13 protein-coding genes and 1 pseudogene are annotated in these 16,675 nt (G+C 71.1%); 9 read left to right on the top strand and 5 right to left on the bottom strand.

Features of this window, described 5'->3' with window-relative positions:
* The first annotated feature begins 22 nt into the window (after positions 1-22).
* On the top strand, positions 23-991 hold the full coding sequence (locus tag ACFYW5_RS00070) for a bifunctional riboflavin kinase/FAD synthetase (protein ID WP_389414670.1): 969 nt from the start codon (positions 23-25) through the stop codon (positions 989-991).
* A gap of 71 nt (positions 992-1,062) precedes the next feature.
* On the opposite strand, the gene ACFYW5_RS00065 is transcribed toward ACFYW5_RS00070, so the two are convergent.
* The 3 genes and pseudogenes from ACFYW5_RS00065 to ACFYW5_RS00055 form a co-directional block, all read right to left on the bottom strand.
* Positions 1,063-4,650 carry an AAA family ATPase gene (locus ACFYW5_RS00065; protein WP_389415601.1) on the bottom strand — a complete coding sequence of 1,196 codons (3,588 nt, stop codon included), beginning with the start codon at positions 4,648-4,650 and terminating at the stop codon, positions 1,063-1,065.
* Between the two features lie 420 nt (positions 4,651-5,070).
* A pseudogene (locus ACFYW5_RS00060) lies at positions 5,071-5,199 on the bottom strand (SCO5717 family growth-regulating ATPase); the annotation flags it as partial.
* Between the two features lie 452 nt (positions 5,200-5,651).
* The gene (locus tag ACFYW5_RS00055) at positions 5,652-5,945 is read right to left on the bottom strand and encodes a DUF397 domain-containing protein (RefSeq protein WP_389414669.1); all 294 of its coding nucleotides are present in this window, start codon (positions 5,943-5,945) and stop codon (positions 5,652-5,654) included.
* Between the two features lie 288 nt (positions 5,946-6,233).
* Between ACFYW5_RS00055 and rpsO the strand changes: the two genes are divergently transcribed.
* The 5 genes from rpsO (at position 6,234) to ACFYW5_RS00030 (ending at position 11,642) form a co-directional block, all read left to right on the top strand.
* A complete protein-coding gene (gene rpsO / locus ACFYW5_RS00050; RefSeq protein ID WP_015657483.1) occupies positions 6,234-6,521 on the top strand; it encodes a 30S ribosomal protein S15 in 288 nt (95 codons plus the stop codon).
* 297 nt (positions 6,522-6,818) lie between these two features.
* Entirely contained in the window at positions 6,819-9,038 is a 2,220-nt protein-coding gene (locus ACFYW5_RS00045) for a polyribonucleotide nucleotidyltransferase (RefSeq protein ID WP_389414668.1), read from the top strand.
* Positions 9,035-10,414: a M16 family metallopeptidase gene (locus ACFYW5_RS00040; protein WP_389414667.1), complete on the top strand. Its 1,380-nt coding sequence runs from the start codon at positions 9,035-9,037 to the stop codon at positions 10,412-10,414. The genes ACFYW5_RS00045 and ACFYW5_RS00040 overlap by 4 nt, the downstream gene beginning before the upstream one ends.
* A gap of 24 nt (positions 10,415-10,438) precedes the next feature.
* A complete protein-coding gene (dapB, locus tag ACFYW5_RS00035) occupies positions 10,439-11,191 on the top strand; it encodes a 4-hydroxy-tetrahydrodipicolinate reductase (RefSeq protein WP_389414666.1) in 753 nt (250 codons plus the stop codon).
* A 7-nt stretch (positions 11,192-11,198) separates the two neighbouring features.
* Positions 11,199-11,642: a hypothetical protein gene (locus tag ACFYW5_RS00030; RefSeq protein WP_389414665.1), complete on the top strand. Its 444-nt coding sequence runs from the start codon at positions 11,199-11,201 to the stop codon at positions 11,640-11,642.
* Between the two features lie 242 nt (positions 11,643-11,884).
* On the opposite strand, the gene ACFYW5_RS00025 is transcribed toward ACFYW5_RS00030, so the two are convergent.
* Both ACFYW5_RS00025 and ACFYW5_RS00020 read right to left on the bottom strand, forming a co-directional pair.
* Positions 11,885-12,436, bottom strand: a complete 552-nt coding sequence (locus ACFYW5_RS00025; RefSeq protein ID WP_389414664.1) for a PH domain-containing protein — start codon at positions 12,434-12,436, stop codon at positions 11,885-11,887.
* 101 nt (positions 12,437-12,537) lie between these two features.
* Positions 12,538-12,690, bottom strand: a complete 153-nt coding sequence (locus ACFYW5_RS00020; protein WP_389414663.1) for a hypothetical protein — start codon at positions 12,688-12,690, stop codon at positions 12,538-12,540.
* A gap of 159 nt (positions 12,691-12,849) precedes the next feature.
* On the opposite strand from ACFYW5_RS00020, the gene thyX reads away from it, so the two are divergent.
* The 3 genes from thyX (at position 12,850) to ACFYW5_RS00005 (ending at position 16,541) form a co-directional block, all read left to right on the top strand.
* Positions 12,850-13,590 carry an FAD-dependent thymidylate synthase gene (gene thyX, locus ACFYW5_RS00015; RefSeq protein WP_389414662.1) on the top strand — a complete coding sequence of 247 codons (741 nt, stop codon included), beginning with the start codon at positions 12,850-12,852 and terminating at the stop codon, positions 13,588-13,590.
* Between the two features lie 210 nt (positions 13,591-13,800).
* Complete coding sequence (dapA, locus tag ACFYW5_RS00010; protein WP_389414661.1) at positions 13,801-14,700, top strand: 4-hydroxy-tetrahydrodipicolinate synthase; 900 nt, start codon at positions 13,801-13,803, stop codon at positions 14,698-14,700.
* Between the two features lie 155 nt (positions 14,701-14,855).
* Positions 14,856-16,541, top strand: a complete 1,686-nt coding sequence (locus ACFYW5_RS00005; protein WP_389414660.1) for a ribonuclease J — start codon at positions 14,856-14,858, stop codon at positions 16,539-16,541.
* Positions 16,542-16,675 lie beyond the last annotated feature (134 nt).

The following is a 16,675-nucleotide window of genomic DNA, read 5'->3' as shown; positions in this document are numbered from 1 at the left end:
GGTTCGACAAGGAGCGGTCACAGTGCAGCGCTGGCGTGGCTTGGAGGACATCCCCCAGGACTGGGGGCGCAGCGTCGTCACCATCGGGTCCTACGACGGTGTCCACCGCGGACACCAGCTGATCATCCGGCACACCGTGGAACGCGCCCGCGAACTGGGCCTGCCCGCCGTGGTCGTCACCTTCGACCCGCACCCCAAGGAGGTGCTGCGGCCGGGCACCCACCCGCCCCTGCTCGCCCCGCACCACCGGCGGGCCGAACTCATGGCGGAACTGGGCGTGGACGCGGTGCTGGTGCTGCCGTTCACCGCGGAGTTCTCCAACCTCTCCCCGGCGGACTTCATCGTGAAGGTCCTCATCGACAAGCTGCGCGCCAAGGCCGTCGTCGAGGGCCCCAACTTCCGCTTCGGCCACCGCGCGGCGGGCGATGTCGTGTATCTGGCCGAGCTGGGCAAGACGTACGACTTCGACGTCGAGATCGTCGACCTGTACGTGTCCGGTGAGGCGGGCGGCGGTCAGCCGTTCTCCTCGACCCTGACCCGGCGGCTGGTCCTGGAGGGCGATGTCGAGGGCGCCGCCGAGATCCTGGGCCGCCCGCACCGGGTCGAGGGCATCGTCGTGCGCGGCGCGCAGCGCGGACGCGAGCTGGGTGTCCCGACGGCGAACGTCGAGACCCTCCCGCACACCGCGATCCCCGCGGACGGTGTCTACGCCGGCTGGCTGCACGCCCAGGGCGAGGTGATGCCGTCGGCGATCTCCGTCGGCACGAACCCGACCTTCGACGGCACCGCACGCACGGTCGAGGCGCATGTCATCGACCGGGTCGGCCTCGATCTGTACGGCCTGCATGTCGCCGTCGACTTCCTCGGCTTCGTGCGCGGCCAGGTGAAGTTCGACTCGCTCGACGCGCTGATCGAGCGAATGATGGAGGACATCAAGATCAGCCGCGATCTGACGGCAGCGGCGGAGGCGGCGGCGCAGGCGAGGGGTTAGTCGCCGCTGCGACGCCGAAGGGCGGCCGGTGCCTCGCGGGCACCGGCCGCCCTTTCGTGTGCCGCCACTGCCTACTGCGGGGGCTGCTGGGGGTAGGGGTAGGGCGGCTGCCCGGGCTGCTGCGCCGGCGGCTGACCGGGGTGGCCGGGGCCGGGGCCGTGGCCGTAGGGCTGGCCGGGGGCGTACGGCTGGCCGGGTGCGGGTTGTCCGGGGGCGGGCTGCGCGTGTGTCGGCTGTCCGGGGTGTCCGGGGTGACCGGGCTGGCCGTGGCCGTAAGGCTGGCCGGGGATGGGCTGGCCGGGCAGCGGCGGGGCCGCCACCGGGGGCGGGTTGCCGTCGCTGGTCCACAGGCCGTGGGCCTGCTGGTGGCGGACGAAGTCCTCGGCGACCATCGAGGCGAGGTTGAAGTACGCCTCCCGCACCTTGGGCCGCATCATGTCGAGGTCGACCTCGGCACCGGCGGCGAGGTGCTCGTCGAAGGGCACGACGATGACGCCCCGGCAGCGGGTCTCGAAGTGGCTGACGATGTCGTCGACCTTGATCATCTTCCCGGTGTCGCGGACGCCGGAGATGACGGTGAGGGACCGCGAGACGAGATCGGCGTAGCCGTGCGCCGACAGCCAGTCCAGCGTCGTACTGGCGCTGCTCGCCCCGTCCACGGACGGCGTCGAGATGATGATGAGCTGGTCGGCGAGGTCCAGCACACCGCGCATGGCGCTGTAGAGCAGACCGGTGCCGGAGTCGGTGAGGATGATCGGGTACTGCTTGCCCAGTACGTCGATCGCGCGCCGGTAGTCCTCGTCGTTGAACGTCGTGGAGACGGCCGGGTCGACGTCGTTGGCGATGATCTCGAGCCCGGACGGCGCCTGGGAGGTGAACCGGCGGATGTCCATGTACGAGTTGAGGTACGGGATCGCCTGCACGAGGTCACGGATGGTGGCCCCGGTCTCCCGGCGCACCCGGCGGCCGAGGGTGCCGGCGTCCGGGTTGGCGTCGATGGCGAGGATCTTGTCCTGGCGCTCGGTGGCGAGGGTGGAGCCGAGGGCGGTGGTGGTCGTGGTCTTCCCGACGCCGCCCTTGAGGCTGATGACGGCGATCCGGTAGCAGGACAGCACGGGCGTACGGATGAGCTCGAGCTTGCGCTGCCGCTCGGCCTCCTCCTTCTTCCCACCGATCTTGAACCGCCCACCGCCCGCGGCGGGCCGCCCGCTCTTCGCCTTCTGCTTCTTGTTGTTGAGCAGCCGGTCGGACGACAGCTCCACGGCAGCGGTGTAACCGAGCGGCGCGGCCCCGGGGTTGGTCGGCTGCCGCTGATCATGCCGCATCGGCTGAGGCCAGACGGCCCCGGCCCGGGGGTCGACGGGCTGCTGCGGCGGACCCTGCGGCTGGCTGTGCGGCGGCATGCCGGGCTGGCCCTGCGGCTGGCTGTACGGGGGTACGGCGGGCTGGGCCTGGGGGTGGCCGTGTGTGGGTACGCCCGGCTGGCCCTGCTGGGGTGCGGCGGGTTGGGCCTGGGGGTGGTCCTGCGCCGGTACGGCGGGTTGAGCTTGCGGCTGGCCGTGCGGCGGCATGCCGGGCTGGCCCTGCGGGGGTACGGCGGGTTGGGCGGGGTCCTGGCCCGGTACCGGTCCCGGCTGGGCGGGCGGCTGGGGGAAGCCGTAACCGCCGGGCTGCGCGGGGGAGTTGGGAGCGGCGGGGGAGGGCTGCTGCGGAGGCTGGCCCGGCTGTGCGTGCGCGGCCGCGGGGGCGCCGGGGTGTGCGTACGGGGCCGCGGGGGTGCCGGGCTGGGCGTGTGCAGCCGCCGGGACGCCGGACTGCTGAGGCTGGGCGTGCGCGGCGGGCTGCTCAGGCTGGGGGTGCGGCTGGCCGTGCGGCGGCATGCCGGGCTGGCCCTGCGGGGGTACGGCGGGTTGGGCGGGGTCCTGGCCCGGTACCGGTCCCGACTGGGCGGGCGGCTGGGGGAAGCCGTAACCGCCGGGCTGCGCGGGGGAGTTGGGAGCGGCGGGGGAGGGCTGCTGCGGAAGCTGGCCCGGCTGTGCGTGCGCGGCCGCGGGGGCGCCGGGGTGTGCGTACGGGGCCGCCGTGGCGCCGGGGTGCGGGAAGCCGTAGCCGCCCTGGGGGTTGGGCACCGGGGCGGCGGGCGGCTGCTGCGCGGGCGTAGCCGGAGTGCCGGGCTGGGGGGAGCCGTATCCGCCTTGCGGGGTGGGGGTGCCGGGCTGGGGGGAGCCGTAGCCGCTCTGCGGGGCGGACGCGGGGTTGGGGGCGTCGGCCATCGGCTGTGCGGGGGCTGCAGGGGTGCCGGGGTGCGGGAAGCCGTAGGCGCCCTGAGGTGTCGGGGCGGAGGTGTCGGTGGATTCCGGTACGGGCGCGGTGGGGGCGCTGGCCTGCGGGAAGCCGTAGCCGCCTTGCGGGCTGGGGGTGGAGGGCTGAGCGCCGGGCTGAGGGGAGCTGTAGCCGTCCTGGGGCGCGGGTGCCGGGGAGTCGGTGGGGTGCGGGGCCCTGAGTTCCTGCGCCGGTGCGGTGGGGGCGCCGGGGTGCGGGAAGCCTGAGGCGCCCTGGGGGTTGGGCGCCGGGGCGGCGGGCGGCTGTTGCGCGGGCGCGGTGGGCGTGCCGGGCTGCGGGGCCGTGGGTTCCTGCGCGGGGGCTGCCGGAGTGCCGGGGTGCGGGAAGCCGTAGCCGCCCTGCGGTGCGGGGGCGCCGGGGGGCGGGGGCGTCGGCTGGGCCCAGGCCGCGGGCGCGGGCTGCGGGGCCTGCGGCTGGAACGGAGGCTGCTGCTGCGGCTCCGCGGGAGCCACCGGCTCCTGCTGCTGTACGGGCCACTGCGGCGCCGACGGCGGAGCCGCGGGCTGGTACGACGGCGGCAGCGGCGGCACCCCGACCGGCGGTGTCGGCGGAGGAGTCCAGGCGGCAGCCGCGGGTACGGCGTCCTGCGGCTCGGCGTCGGCGGGTACGGCGTCCTGCGGCTGCGCGTCGGCGGGTACGGCCTCCTGCGGTTCCGCGTCGGCGGGTACGGCCTCCTGCGGTTCCGCGTCGGCGGGTACGGCGTCCTGGGGTTCGGCGTCGGGCTCTGCGGCCTCTTCCTTCGGTTCCGTGTAGGCCCGTGCCGCGTCTTCCGGTTCGGCGTCAGCCGGTACGACGTTCCCCGGCTCGGCCTCTGCCTCGTCCGAAGGCTCAGCCTCATCGGTTACGACGTCCTCCGGGACGGAGTCAGTCGGCTCCGGCTCGGACAGCTCGGCGCCCGAGCCGTCCGGCTCCGTGTCCGCCAGTTCCGCGGTCCGGTGCTCGGTGCTCTCCACCTCCGCGTCCACCAGTTCCGCGTCCACCAGTTCCGCGTCCTCCGGCTCGGCCGCCACCGCGTCCGTTTCGGTCGGGACGACACCGGAGTCGCCCGAGGCGTCCTCGGGCTCTACCTCCGGCTCCTGCTCCCCGGAGACACCGTCCTCGTCCTCCGACGGCAGCCCCGCCCCGGCCTCCGCCGCGCGCTCCTCGATCTCCCGCTGCAGCGCCACCGCGGAGAACCGCATCGTGGCGCCGCTCTCCAGGTCACCGTTCCCTGAGTCGGACTCCTCGGCGGCCGGAGCCGTGGAAGAAGCCTCGGAAGGCGCGGAAGCAGGCGTGCTCCACTGCGACTGGAACCCCCCGACGGGGATGCTCGGCACGGCCGTAGGAGATGCCGCATCCCCCGCGGGCGGATCCGCGGGCGGCGTCCCCTGCGGTTCGAAACCACTCCCCACCGGCAGCTTGGGCACCGCGACCGGCCCCCCAGCCGCAGGCAGCGGCGGAGTGAAAGGCGCCCCGGGCGCGGGCCGCACCGCAGGAGCGGGCGGAGTGAAAGGCGCCCCCGGAGCAGGCGTCCCCTGCGGAACGGGCGGCGTCAGCCCCGGGAGCGAGGAAGGCAGCGCGGTGGGAGAGGGCGTGAAGGTCGGCCGAGCAGCGGAACCACCTTCACCGGCAGGACCACCTTCACCCGCCGCCGAAGAGTCCGATGCCGAACCAGAGGACCCCGTAGAGCCAGAGGCACCCGACGCCCCCGACCCGCTCTCGTCCCGCCCCGCCCCGGCGGAGCCACTCGCGTTCTGCGTGTACCAGGCAGGCGGCGCATAGTCGATGGTGAACTCACCCGTGACCTCGTTCGCCGACTCCGCGTCGGGCTGGTCATCGCCGGGTGTGGCCCAGCCCCCGCGGATCCCGTCCCGATCGCTGCTCACAGTTCCTCCTGGTGTGGTCGAGCACCCCCATGCCGTGCCGGGGCGACCCTTGCTCGTCGTCCGAAGTCGTTCGAGGTCGTCCGTTTCGGTCGGCTCTCCCCCTGGGCCACCGACGCCCGGTCCACGGGTTCTGGCGTCGCGCCCGGTCCCAGCCTAATCACCACGGGCATCACCCCGGCAGGCCCGTCCACCCCCGAGCAGCCGCCCACTGCGTCACAGCCTGCCCCGAAGTGCCGTACACAGCCGTCCTATTGGTGAACAAACCGGACGACACCTATGAACAATCCGGAACGAAAGCGAAGCAAGCGACCAAGCCACCCCGCGCAACCACCCCGCCGCACACCCGCGCAACCACCCCGCCGCACAGGAGAATTGGCGGCCGCGGGGAGCCACGAACCCGCACCCCCACGACCGCCTGGGAACCGCCCGTCGACCCGACGGCCGCCCGTCGATCACTCCCCCTCAGAACCGCCGCTCCCCGGCGCCGGCTCCAGGTCGAACTCCCCGTCCCGCGCGCCCAGCACGAACGCCCGCCACTCGGCCTCCGTATAGCGCAGCACCGTCTCCGGCTCCAGCGACGACCGCATCGCCACCGCCCCGCCGGGCAGCTGCGCGATCTCCACCCGCTCCTCGTGTGCCTCCGTGCCCGGCGCGCTCTGCCACTCCACGCCCGAGATGTCGAGGGCGTACAGCTCGTCGCGCTCCCGCTCCTTGCGCGCCTTGATCTCCGCTTCCGTCTCCGCCATGCCCAGCGACCCCTTCCAGACTTCCGGCGTACGGGTCCTTACGACGTACGCTTGATCGGCGCGCTCACCCTAGTGGTCCATTCCTCGCGATCAGGGCGGTTCCGGAACCGATGCAAGGGCGCCCACCTCTGGCTGGTACCCTGAGTGACGGCCGTTTGTGTACGCACCCCCGGAGCGCTCGCTCTGGAGGCCGCGCCCAGCGGATCCCCGCCTCCCGAGTAACGGAAGCTCCCCCGAGACATAGACCGGGGGCACTCGGTGGCCACTCAGAGACTACGAGGAGTACGCGTGCCGCTCGACGCCGCTACGAAGAAGCAGATCATCAGCGAGTTCGGTCAGAAGGAGGGCGACACCGGCTCCCCCGAGGTCCAGGTCGCCATGCTCTCGCGCCGGATCTCGGACCTGACCGAGCACCTCAAGACCCACAAGCACGACCACCACTCCCGTCGTGGTCTGCTGATCCTGGTCGGTCAGCGTCGCCGCCTTCTCCAGTACCTGGCGAAGAAGGACATCCAGCGCTTCCGTGCGCTGGTCGACCGCCTCGGCATCCGCCGCGGTGCGGCGGGCGCCAAGTAAGACGCCGTGAAGGGAGCGGTTCCCGAAACGATCGGGGGCCGCTCCCTTTGCCGTACGTACGGAGCCGTAGACACGGAAACGTGCGGAGTATCACACCCGCTTTGTAGTGTGGTAGCACAACGCAGTGGCACGAGGAGAAGTGCACCTCGCCGCCGCCGGTCCTCGGTAGTGGCCCCCGGGCAATGCGAACCCGGGTGCTTCGATCGAAGACCGGCCCGCAGAGCGCTTCTCCGCCCCCGTCCCCCCGCCACACGGGCGGATCGGGACAAAAGACGAAAAGTAATGGAGAAATTGCTAGTGGAGAACGAGACCCACTACGCCGAGGCCGTCATCGACAATGGCGCCTTCGGCACCCGCACCATCCGCTTCGAGACGGGCCGCCTGGCCAAGCAGGCCGCCGGTTCCGCCGTGGCGTACCTGGACGACGACACCATGGTGCTGTCGGCCACCACCGCCTCCAAGAACCCCAAGGACCAGCTCGACTTCTTCCCGCTGACGGTGGACGTCGAGGAGCGGATGTACGCCGCCGGCAAGATCCCCGGCAGCTTCTTCCGCCGCGAGGGCCGTCCCTCCGAGGACGCCATCCTCACCTGCCGGCTGATCGACCGCCCGCTGCGCCCGTCCTTCAAGAAGGGCCTGCGCAACGAGATCCAGGTCGTCGCCACGATCATGGCGCTCAACCCCGACCACCTGTACGACGTCGTGGCGATCAACGCTGCCTCCGCGTCCACGCAGCTGGCCGGTCTGCCCTTCTCCGGCCCGATCGGCGGCGTCCGCGTCGCGCTGATCCGCGGCCAGTGGGTGGCGTTCCCGACGCACACCGAGCTCGAGGACGCCGTCTTCGACATGGTCGTCGCGGGCCGCACCCTGGAGGACGGCGACGTCGCGATCATGATGGTCGAGGCCGAGGCCACCGAGAAGACCATCAAGCTGGTCGAGGGCGGCGCCGAGGCGCCGACCGAGGAGGTCGTCGCCGCCGGTCTGGACGCCGCGAAGCCCTTCATCAAGGTGCTCTGCAGGGCCCAGGCCGACCTCGCCGCCAAGGCCGCCAAGCCGACCGGCGAGTTCCCGGTCTTCCTGGACTACCAGGACGACGTCCTCGAGGCGCTCACCGCCGCCGTCAAGCCGGAGCTCGCCTCCGCGCTGACCATCGCCGGCAAGCAGGAGCGCGAGGCCGAGCTGGACCGCGTCAAGGCGCTCGCCGCCGAGAAGCTCCTGCCGGAGTTCGAGGGCCGCGAGAAGGAGATCTCCGCCGCGTACCGCTCGCTGACCAAGACCCTGGTCCGTGAGCGCGTCATCAAGGAGAAGAAGCGCATGGACGGCCGCGGTGTCACCGACATCCGCACCCTGGCCGCCGAGGTCGAGGCCATCCCGCGCGTGCACGGCTCCGCGGTCTTCGAGCGTGGCGAGACCCAGATCCTGGGCGTCACCACCCTCAACATGCTCCGCATGGAGCAGCAGCTGGACACCCTCTCCCCGGTGACCCGCAAGCGCTACATGCACAACTACAACTTCCCGCCGTACTCCACCGGCGAGACCGGCCGCGTCGGCTCCCCGAAGCGCCGCGAGATCGGCCACGGCGCCCTCGCCGAGCGCGCCCTCGTGCCGGTCCTGCCGACGCGCGAGGAGTTCCCCTACGCGATCCGCCAGGTCTCCGAGGCGCTGAGCTCCAACGGCTCGACGTCCATGGGCTCGGTCTGCGCCTCCACCATGTCGCTGCTGAACGCCGGTGTGCCGCTGAAGGCCCCCGTCGCCGGTATCGCCATGGGCCTGATCTCCCAGGAGATCGAGGGCGAGACGCACTACGTCACCCTCACCGACATCCTCGGTGCGGAGGACGCCTTCGGCGACATGGACTTCAAGGTCGCCGGCACCAAGGAGTTCGTGACCGCCCTCCAGCTCGACACCAAGCTGGACGGCATCCCGGCCTCCGTCCTGGCCGCGGCCCTCAAGCAGGCCCGCGACGCCCGCCTCCACATCCTCGACGTGATGATGGAAGCGATCGACACGCCGGACGAGATGTCCCCGAACGCCCCGCGGATCATCACCGTGAAGATCCCCGTGGACAAGATCGGTGAGGTCATCGGCCCCAAGGGCAAGATGATCAACCAGATCCAGGAGGACACCGGCGCCGAGATCACGATCGAGGACGACGGCACCATCTACATCGGTGCCCAGGTCGGCTCGCAGGCCGAGGCCGCCCGCGCCACGATCAACTCGATCGCCAACCCGACCATGCCGGAGGTCGGCGAGCGCTACCTGGGCACGGTCGTGAAGACGACCACCTTCGGCGCGTTCGTCTCGCTGCTCCCGGGCAAGGACGGTCTGCTGCACATCTCGCAGATCCGCAAGCTCGCCGGCGGCAAGCGCGTGGAGAACGTCGAGGACGTGCTCGGCGTGGGCGCCAAGGTCCAGGTCGAGATCGCCGAGATCGACTCGCGCGGCAAGCTCTCCCTCATCCCGGTGATCGAGGGCGAAGAGGCTTCCGAGGACACGAAGGACGACACCGACCAGTGACGTCGAGCACCTCCAGGACGACGGCCCGCACCTCCACGGAGGCGCGGGCCGTCGCCCGTACCCAAACGCTCATCAAGGGCGAGAACGGCATCGGCACGGTCCGTAAGACCACCCTCCCGGGCGGCCTGCGCATCGTCACCGAGACCCTGCCCTCGGTCCGCTCCGCGACCTTCGGTATCTGGGCGCACGTCGGCTCCCGCGACGAGACCCCGGCCCTGAACGGCGCCACGCACTACCTGGAGCACCTGCTCTTCAAGGGCACCCGGCGCCGTTCGGCCCTGGACATCTCCTCCGCCCTCGACGCCGTCGGCGGCGAGATGAACGCGTTCACGGCGAAGGAGTACACGTGCTACTACGCGCGTGTCCTCGACACCGACCTGCCGCTCGCCATCGACGTCGTCTGCGACATGCTCACGGGCTCGCTGATCCTGGAGGAGGACGTCAACGTCGAGCGCGGCGCGATCCTCGAGGAGATCGCGATGACCGAGGACGACCCGGGCGACTGCGTGCACGACCTGTTCGCGCACACGATGTTCGGCGACAACCCCCTCGGCCGCCCGGTCCTCGGCACGGTCGACACGGTCAACGCCCTCACCGCCGACCGCATCCGCCGCTTCTACAAGAAGCACTACGACCCGACCCACCTGGTCGTGGCCGCCGCGGGCAACATCGACCACAACAAGGTCGTACGGCAGGTCCGGGCCGCCTTCGAGAAGGCCGGCGCCCTGACGAACCTCGACGCCACGCCGATCGCCCCGCGCGGCGGGAGGCGCGCGCTGCGCACGGCGGGCCGCGTCGAGCTGATCGGCCGCAAGACCGAGCAGGCGCACGTCGTCCTCGGCATGCCGGGCCTCGCCCGCACCGACGAGCGCCGCTGGGCCCTGGGCGTGCTGAACACGGCCCTGGGCGGCGGGATGTCGTCCCGGCTCTTCCAGGAGGTCCGGGAGAAGCGCGGCCTGGCGTACAGCGTGTACTCGTACACATCCGGCTTCGCCGACTGCGGCCTGTTCGGCGTCTACGCCGGCTGCCGGCCCTCGCAGGTGCACGACGTGCTGAAGATCTGCCGCGACGAACTCGACCAGGTCGCCGAGCACGGGCTGTCCGACGACGAGATCGGCCGCGCCATCGGCCAGCTCCGGGGCTCCACCGTCCTCGGCCTGGAGGACACGGGCGCGCTGATGAACCGTATCGGCAAGAGCGAGCTGTGCTGGGGCGACCAGATGTCCGTGGACGACATGCTGGCCCGGATAGCGTCGGTCACCCCGGACGACGTCCGCTCGGTGGCCCGGGACATCCTGGGACAGCGGCCCTCCCTGTCGGTCATCGGCCCGCTGAAGGACAAACAGGCGTCCCGTCTGCACGAAGCGGTCGCGTAAGCCTCTCCCGAAGGAAGCAAGAAGATGAGCAAGCTGCGAGTGGCGGTCCTCGGTGCCAAGGGCCGGATCGGTTCCGAGGCGGTCCGGGCCGTCGAGGCGGCCGACGACATGGAGCTGGTCGCCGCCCTGGGCCGGGGCGACACCCTGGACACCCTGGCCGGGACCGGCGCCCAGGTCGCCGTCGAACTGACCACGCCGGACTCGGTGATGGACAACCTCGACTACTGCGTGCGCCACGGCATCCACGCGGTCGTCGGTACGACGGGCTGGACCGACGAGCGCCTCGCGCAGCTGAAGGGCTGGCTGGCCGAGTCCCCGGAGACGGGCGTGCTCATCGCGCCCAACTTCTCCATCGGGGCCGTCCTGACCATGAAGTTCGCGCAGATCGCCGCACCCTGGTTCGAGTCGGTCGAGGTCGTCGAGCTGCACCACCCCAAGAAGGTGGACGCGCCCAGCGGCACCGCCACCCGCACCGCCCAGCTCATCGCCGAGGCCCGCGCCAAGGCCGGCTCGGCCCCCGCACCGGACGCCACGACCACCGCCCTGGACGGTGCGCGCGGCGCCAGCGTGGACGGGATCCCGGTCCACGCGATCCGGCTGCGGGGCCTGCTGGCCCACCAGGAGGTCCTGCTGGGCGGCGAGGGCGAGACCCTCACCGTCCGCCATGACTCCCTGCACCACAGCAGCTTCATGCCGGGCATCCTGCTCGGCGCCCGCCGCGTGGTGGCCACCCCCGGCCTCACCGTCGGCCTGGAAAACTTCCTGGACCTGGGCTGACCGACTGATGCGCGCGAAGATCTCCTACGCCGTCACGGCCGCCGTCCTGGTCGTCTACTTCGTCCTGGTCGGCAGCCGGGGCCTGATGCTCATCCAGGCCGGCACCCTGCTCACCGTCGCCTTCGGTGTCGCGGTGCTGATCCTGCCGCTGATCGGCCTGTGGTTCCTGTGGAAGAACACCGAGTTCGTCCGCAAGGCCAATAAGCTCGCCGCCGAACTCGACGCCGAGGGCGGCCTGCCCGTCGACGAGCTGAAGCGCACCCCCAGCGGGCGCATCGACCGTGACTCGGCCGACGAGGTCTTCGCCCGCCGCAAGGCCGAGACGGAGGACGCCCCGGACGACTGGCGCAGCTGGTTCCGCCTCGCCATCGCCTACCACGACGCCCGCGACACCCCCCGCGCAAGAAAGGCGATGCAGCGAGCCATCGCGCTCCGCGAAACAGCCCGCTGAAGCACGCCCCACGCTTCGATGGTGTCCGCGACGGGATCGTTCGCGTCCGGCCGCGCCGGGCAGCGCCCCGAAGGGGCGCGGGGAACTGCGCGACGAGCCCCCACGACCCGCGGAGTGCCTCCGGACCCCAGGCTTGGATGGTGTCCGCGGCCCGGACGAACGATCGCCCGGAGGAGCGTCCCGAAGGGGCGCGGGGAACTGCGCGATCAGCCCCCACCGCCCCGCAGATTGTCACGGCGCCCCTAGCGGCGCGCTTCCGCGCCCCAGGCCTCGATCGTGTCCGCGGCCCGGTCGAACGCCTCCGGCCGCGCCAGGAAGTCCGCGTTGTGCGTGGTCAGCAGCGGCGGCAGATCGTCCGCGGCCCGGTCGGCGCGTACGAGGACCAGGGCCTGCCCCTGCAGAGTGCGCGGAAGCCCGAGCCAGCGCACCGGCCGCTGCACCGTGCGCACCGCGACGACTTGTTCCCAGGGCGTCGTACGCGTGACGAAGAACCCGACATGGCGCAGCCCTTGGGCACTCACCCACACGCCCATGCGCAGCAGCCGCAGCGCGACGGCGATCGCGGCCACGGCGATGCCGAAGACCACGCCGGCCTCGGCCGGTGTGCCGGTCAGCGCGATGATCACCGCCGCGAACAGCACGTAGGAGGCGAGCAGCAGTACAACCGCGGCCGCGCCCACCCGCCAGGGGCCCGGGCGGTAGGGGCGTCGCCAGCGGTCACGGTCGTCGAAGGGCAGCGCGACATCGTCGGCTGTTTCGAAGGCTCGGTCGGCCGTCAGGAAGGGCAGGGGCACGGCTGGTCCTCACTCAATCCATGCTGGGCTGTGCCCGGTGAGGCTATCGACCTGTGTCCCGGCTCACCACCCTTGGGGGTCCGGATGGGTCGATACCGGCCTCAGCGCCCGTCGGACGCCTGCGTCTGCTGCGTCTGCTGCGACGGCTGGTCGGCGGAGAGCGCCGGCATCCCGAGGACGAGCGAGCCCGCCGGCGCGGACACGATGGTGGGCCCGAGGAACCAGCGCCGTACGGGCTCGCGCCGACGGAACATCGGAGATCCTGCTCCTCACGGGAGCCGAACGAATCACTGTCACCAACACAGACGAGCGGGTACCGGGAGAAGTGCCGGTCAACCGGGAAAAACCTCGCGCCTCGCCGCTGAGTAGAGTGGGCGCCGCCCGAGTGAAGTGATGGAAGGACCCTCCACGTCGTGACCGACACCCCCGCCGACGACCTCAAGCCCAGCTACCGCAGCGACGTCACCGTCGAGCTGGTCAAGCACAGCGCGGCCGACTCCGACGTGCTGTGGGCCGCCCGCGTCTCCACCGCCGGCGAGCAGTCCCTGGACGAGCTGAAGAAGGACCCCGAGCGCTCCAAGGGCCTCATCAACTACCTGATGCGGGACCGGCACGGCAGCCCCTTCGAGCACAACTCGATGACCTTCTTCATCAGCGCCCCGATCTTCGTCTTCCGCGAGTTCATGCGGCACCGCGTCGGCTGGTCCTACAACGAGGAATCAGGCCGGTACCGGGAGCTCCAGCCGGTCTTCTACGTCCCCGCCGAGTCCCGCAAGCTCGTTCAGGAGGGCCGCCCGGGCAAGTACGTCTTCGTGGAGGGCACCCAGGCCCAGCAGGAACTGGTCGGCCGCTCGATGGAGGACTCCTACCGCCGGTCGTACGAGGCGTACCAGGAGATGCTCGCCGCCGGCGTCGCCCGCGAGGTCGCCCGCGCGGTCCTCCCCGTGGGCCTGTTCTCCTCCATGTACGCCACCTGCAACGCCCGCTCGCTGATGCACTTCCTCGGTCTGCGCACCCAGCACGAGCTGGCCAAGGTCCCGTCCTTCCCGCAGCGGGAGATCGAGATGGTCGGCGAGAAGATGGAGGCGGAGTGGGCCAAGCTCATGCCGCTCACCTACGCCGCCTTCAATGCGAACGGACGTGTGGCGCCGTAGCGCATCCGAGTTCCCGGTCGGGCACAGATGTACGGGTCAGCCTCACGAGGTGTCCGGATTGCGGCATTTAGCGAAGTTCATCTAGCCTGATCAAACGGACCCGGCACTGCTTGAACCCCCGAGCAGGCAGTGCCGGGCTCCTTCTTTGTCAGGACTTTCCCCGCACCCCTAGGGCAGACCGCGCTTTGAGCAACGAGTAGCGTGTAACCCATGGCTCCGACCTCCACTCCGCAGACCCCCTTCGGGCGGGTCCTCACCGCTATGGTCACGCCCTTCACGGCGGACGGCGCACTCGACCTCGACGGCGCGCAGCGGCTCGCCTCGCACCTGGTGGACGCAGGCAACGACGGCCTGATCATCAACGGCACCACAGGCGAGTCCCCCACCACCAGCGACGCGGAGAAAGCGGATCTCGTACGAGCCGTACTGGAGGCGGTGGGCGACCGTGCCCACGTCGTGGCCGGAGTCGGCACCAACGACACCCACCACAGCATGGAGCTCGCCCGCCAGGCCGAGAAGACCGGCGCCCACGGCCTGCTGATCGTCACGCCGTACTACAACAAGCCCCCGCAGGAGGGCCTGTACCGGCACTTCCGGACCATCGCCGACGCCACCGAGCTGCCGGTCATGCTCTACGACATCCCCGGCCGCAGCGGCGTCCCGATCAGCACCGAGACACTCGTCCGGCTCGCCGAGCACCCCCGGATCGTCGCCAACAAGGACGCCAAGGGCGACCTCGGCCGCGCCAGCTGGGCCATCGCCCGCTCCAGCCTCGCCTGGTATTCCGGCGACGACATGCTGAACCTGCCGCTCCTCTCCGTGGGCGCGGTCGGCTTCGTCTCCGTCGTCGGCCATGTCGTCACCCCGGAGCTGCGCGCCCTCGTCGACGCGTACACCAGCGGTGACGTCCAGAAGGCGACCGAGATCCACCAGAAGCTGCTGCCCGTCTACACGGGCATGTTCCGCACCCAGGGCGTCATGACCACCAAGGCCGCGCTCACCCTCCAGGGCCTGCCCGCCGGACCGCTGCGCGCCCCGATGGTCGAATGCTCGCCCGAGGAGATCGAACAGCTCAAGATCGATCTTGCCGCGGGTGGGGTAGAGCTCTAGCACGAGACTTCGCGCGGCCCGACCGCGCGCACCGACTTCACAACTGAATAAGCAGGCCACCGGTGCCTGCACCACAACGACAACTGCTTCTGCACGAACGTCATGCGCGCCACGTGCCCTACCGGTACGTGGCGCGCGTGGTTGAGGAGAGTCTTTTGAGTCATCCGCATCCTGAACTCAGCCCGCCCCCGCCGCTCCCCGAAGGCGGCCTGCGGGTCACCCCGCTCGGCGGCCTCGGTGAAATCGGCCGGAACATGACGGTCTTCGAATACGGCGGCCGCCTGCTGATCGTCGACTGCGGAGTGCTCTTCCCCGAGGAGGAGCAGCCCGGAATCGACCTGATCCTGCCGGACTTCTCATCCATCAGGGACCGCCTCGACGACATCGAGGGCATCGTCCTCACCCACGGCCACGAGGACCACATCGGCGGCGTCCCCTTCCTGCTCCGCGAGAAGCCGGACATCCCGCTGATCGGCTCCAAGCTGACCCTCGCGCTCATCGAGGCCAAGCTCCAGGAGCACCGCATCCGCCCGTACACCCTCGAGGTGGCGGAGGGGAACCGCGAGCGCATCGGCCCCTTCGACTGCGAGTTCGTCGCCGTCAACCACTCCATCCCCGACGCCCTGGCCGTCGCCATCCGCACCCCCGCGGGCATGGTGGTCCACACGGGCGACTTCAAAATGGACCAGCTCCCGCTGGACAACCGGCTCACCGACCTGCACGCGTTCGCACGCCTGAGCGAAGAGGGCATCGACCTTCTCCTCAGTGACTCGACGAACGCCGAGGTCCCGGGGTTCGTTCCGCCGGAGCGCGAGATCTCCAACGTCCTGCGCCAGGTCTTCGCCGGGGCCCGCAAGCGGATCATCGTGGCGAGCTTCGCCAGCCACGTCCACCGCATCCAGCAGATCCTGGACGCCGCTCACGAACACGGCCGCCGGGTCGCCTTCGTCGGCCGCTCGATGGTCCGCAACATGGGTATCGCCCGCGACCTGGGGTATCTGAAGGTCCCGCCGGGCCTGGTGGTGGACGTCAGGACGCTGGACGACCTGCCCGAGAGCGAGATCGTGCTGGTCTGCACGGGCTCCCAGGGCGAACCGATGGCCGCCCTGTCCCGCATGGCCAACCGCGACCACCAGATCCGCATCGTCGACGGCGACACGGTGATCCTGGCGTCGTCGCTGATCCCCGGCAACGAGAACGCTGTCTACCGCGTCATCAACGGCCTGACCCGCTGGGGAGCCAACGTCGTCCACAAGGGCAACGCCAAGGTGCACGTCTCGGGCCACGCGTCCGCGGGTGAGCTCCTGTACTTCTACAACATCTGCCGTCCGCGGAACCTGATGCCGGTCCACGGCGAATGGCGCCACCTGCGCGCCAACGCCGAGCTGGGTGCCATGACCGGCGTCCCGCACGACCGGATCGTCATCGCCGAGGACGGCGTGGCCGTCGACCTCATCGAGGGCAAGGCCAAGATCTCCGGCAAGGTCCAGGCGGGTTACGTCTACGTCGACGGCCTCTCCGTCGGTGACGTGGGCGAGCCGGCGCTGAAGGACCGCAAGATCCTCGGCGACGAGGGCATCATCTCGGTCTTCGTGGTCGTGGACTCCTCCACCGGCAAGATCACGGGCGGACCGCACATCCAGGCCCGCGGCTCCGGCATCGATGACTCCGCCTTCGGGGATGTCATCCCGAGGATCACGGAGGTGCTGGAGCGGTCGGCTCAGGACGGCGTCGTCGAGCCCCACCAGCTCCAGCAGCTGATCCGCCGCACCCTGGGCAAGTGGGTCTCCGACACCTATCGCCGCAGGCCGATGATCCTCCCTGTCGTGGTGGAGGTCTGACGGACCGTCGGCTCTCTGACGCGTGAACCCGGAGCGGGGGGGGGGGGGGGGGGGGGGGGGGGGGGGGGGGGGCCCCCCCGGCCGCCCCCCCCGCCCCCCCCCCCCCCCCCACCCCCCCCCCCCCCCCACACACA

Source organism: Streptomyces sp. NPDC002779, from assembly GCF_042888685.1.
GTDB lineage: Bacteria > Actinomycetota > Actinomycetes > Streptomycetales > Streptomycetaceae > Streptomyces.
Note: the sequence above shows the minus strand (reverse complement) of the source record. Positions and strands in the feature narration are given on the sequence as shown.

Bases quoted from the DNA above. Each gene is read 5' to 3' on its own strand.
- ACFYW5_RS00055 (WP_389414669.1), bottom strand. From the start codon at position 5,945: ATGGCGGAGACGGAAGCGGAGATCAAGGCGCGCAAGGAGCGGGAGCGC.
- dapB (WP_389414666.1), top strand. From the start codon at position 10,439: ATGAGCAAGCTGCGAGTGGCGGTCCTCGGTGCCAAGGGCCGGATCGGT.
- ACFYW5_RS00030 (WP_389414665.1), top strand. From the start codon at position 11,199: ATGCGCGCGAAGATCTCCTACGCCGTCACGGCCGCCGTCCTGGTCGTC.
- ACFYW5_RS00020 (WP_389414663.1), bottom strand. From the start codon at position 12,690: ATGTTCCGTCGGCGCGAGCCCGTACGGCGCTGGTTCCTCGGGCCCACC.
- dapA (WP_389414661.1), top strand. From the start codon at position 13,801: ATGGCTCCGACCTCCACTCCGCAGACCCCCTTCGGGCGGGTCCTCACC.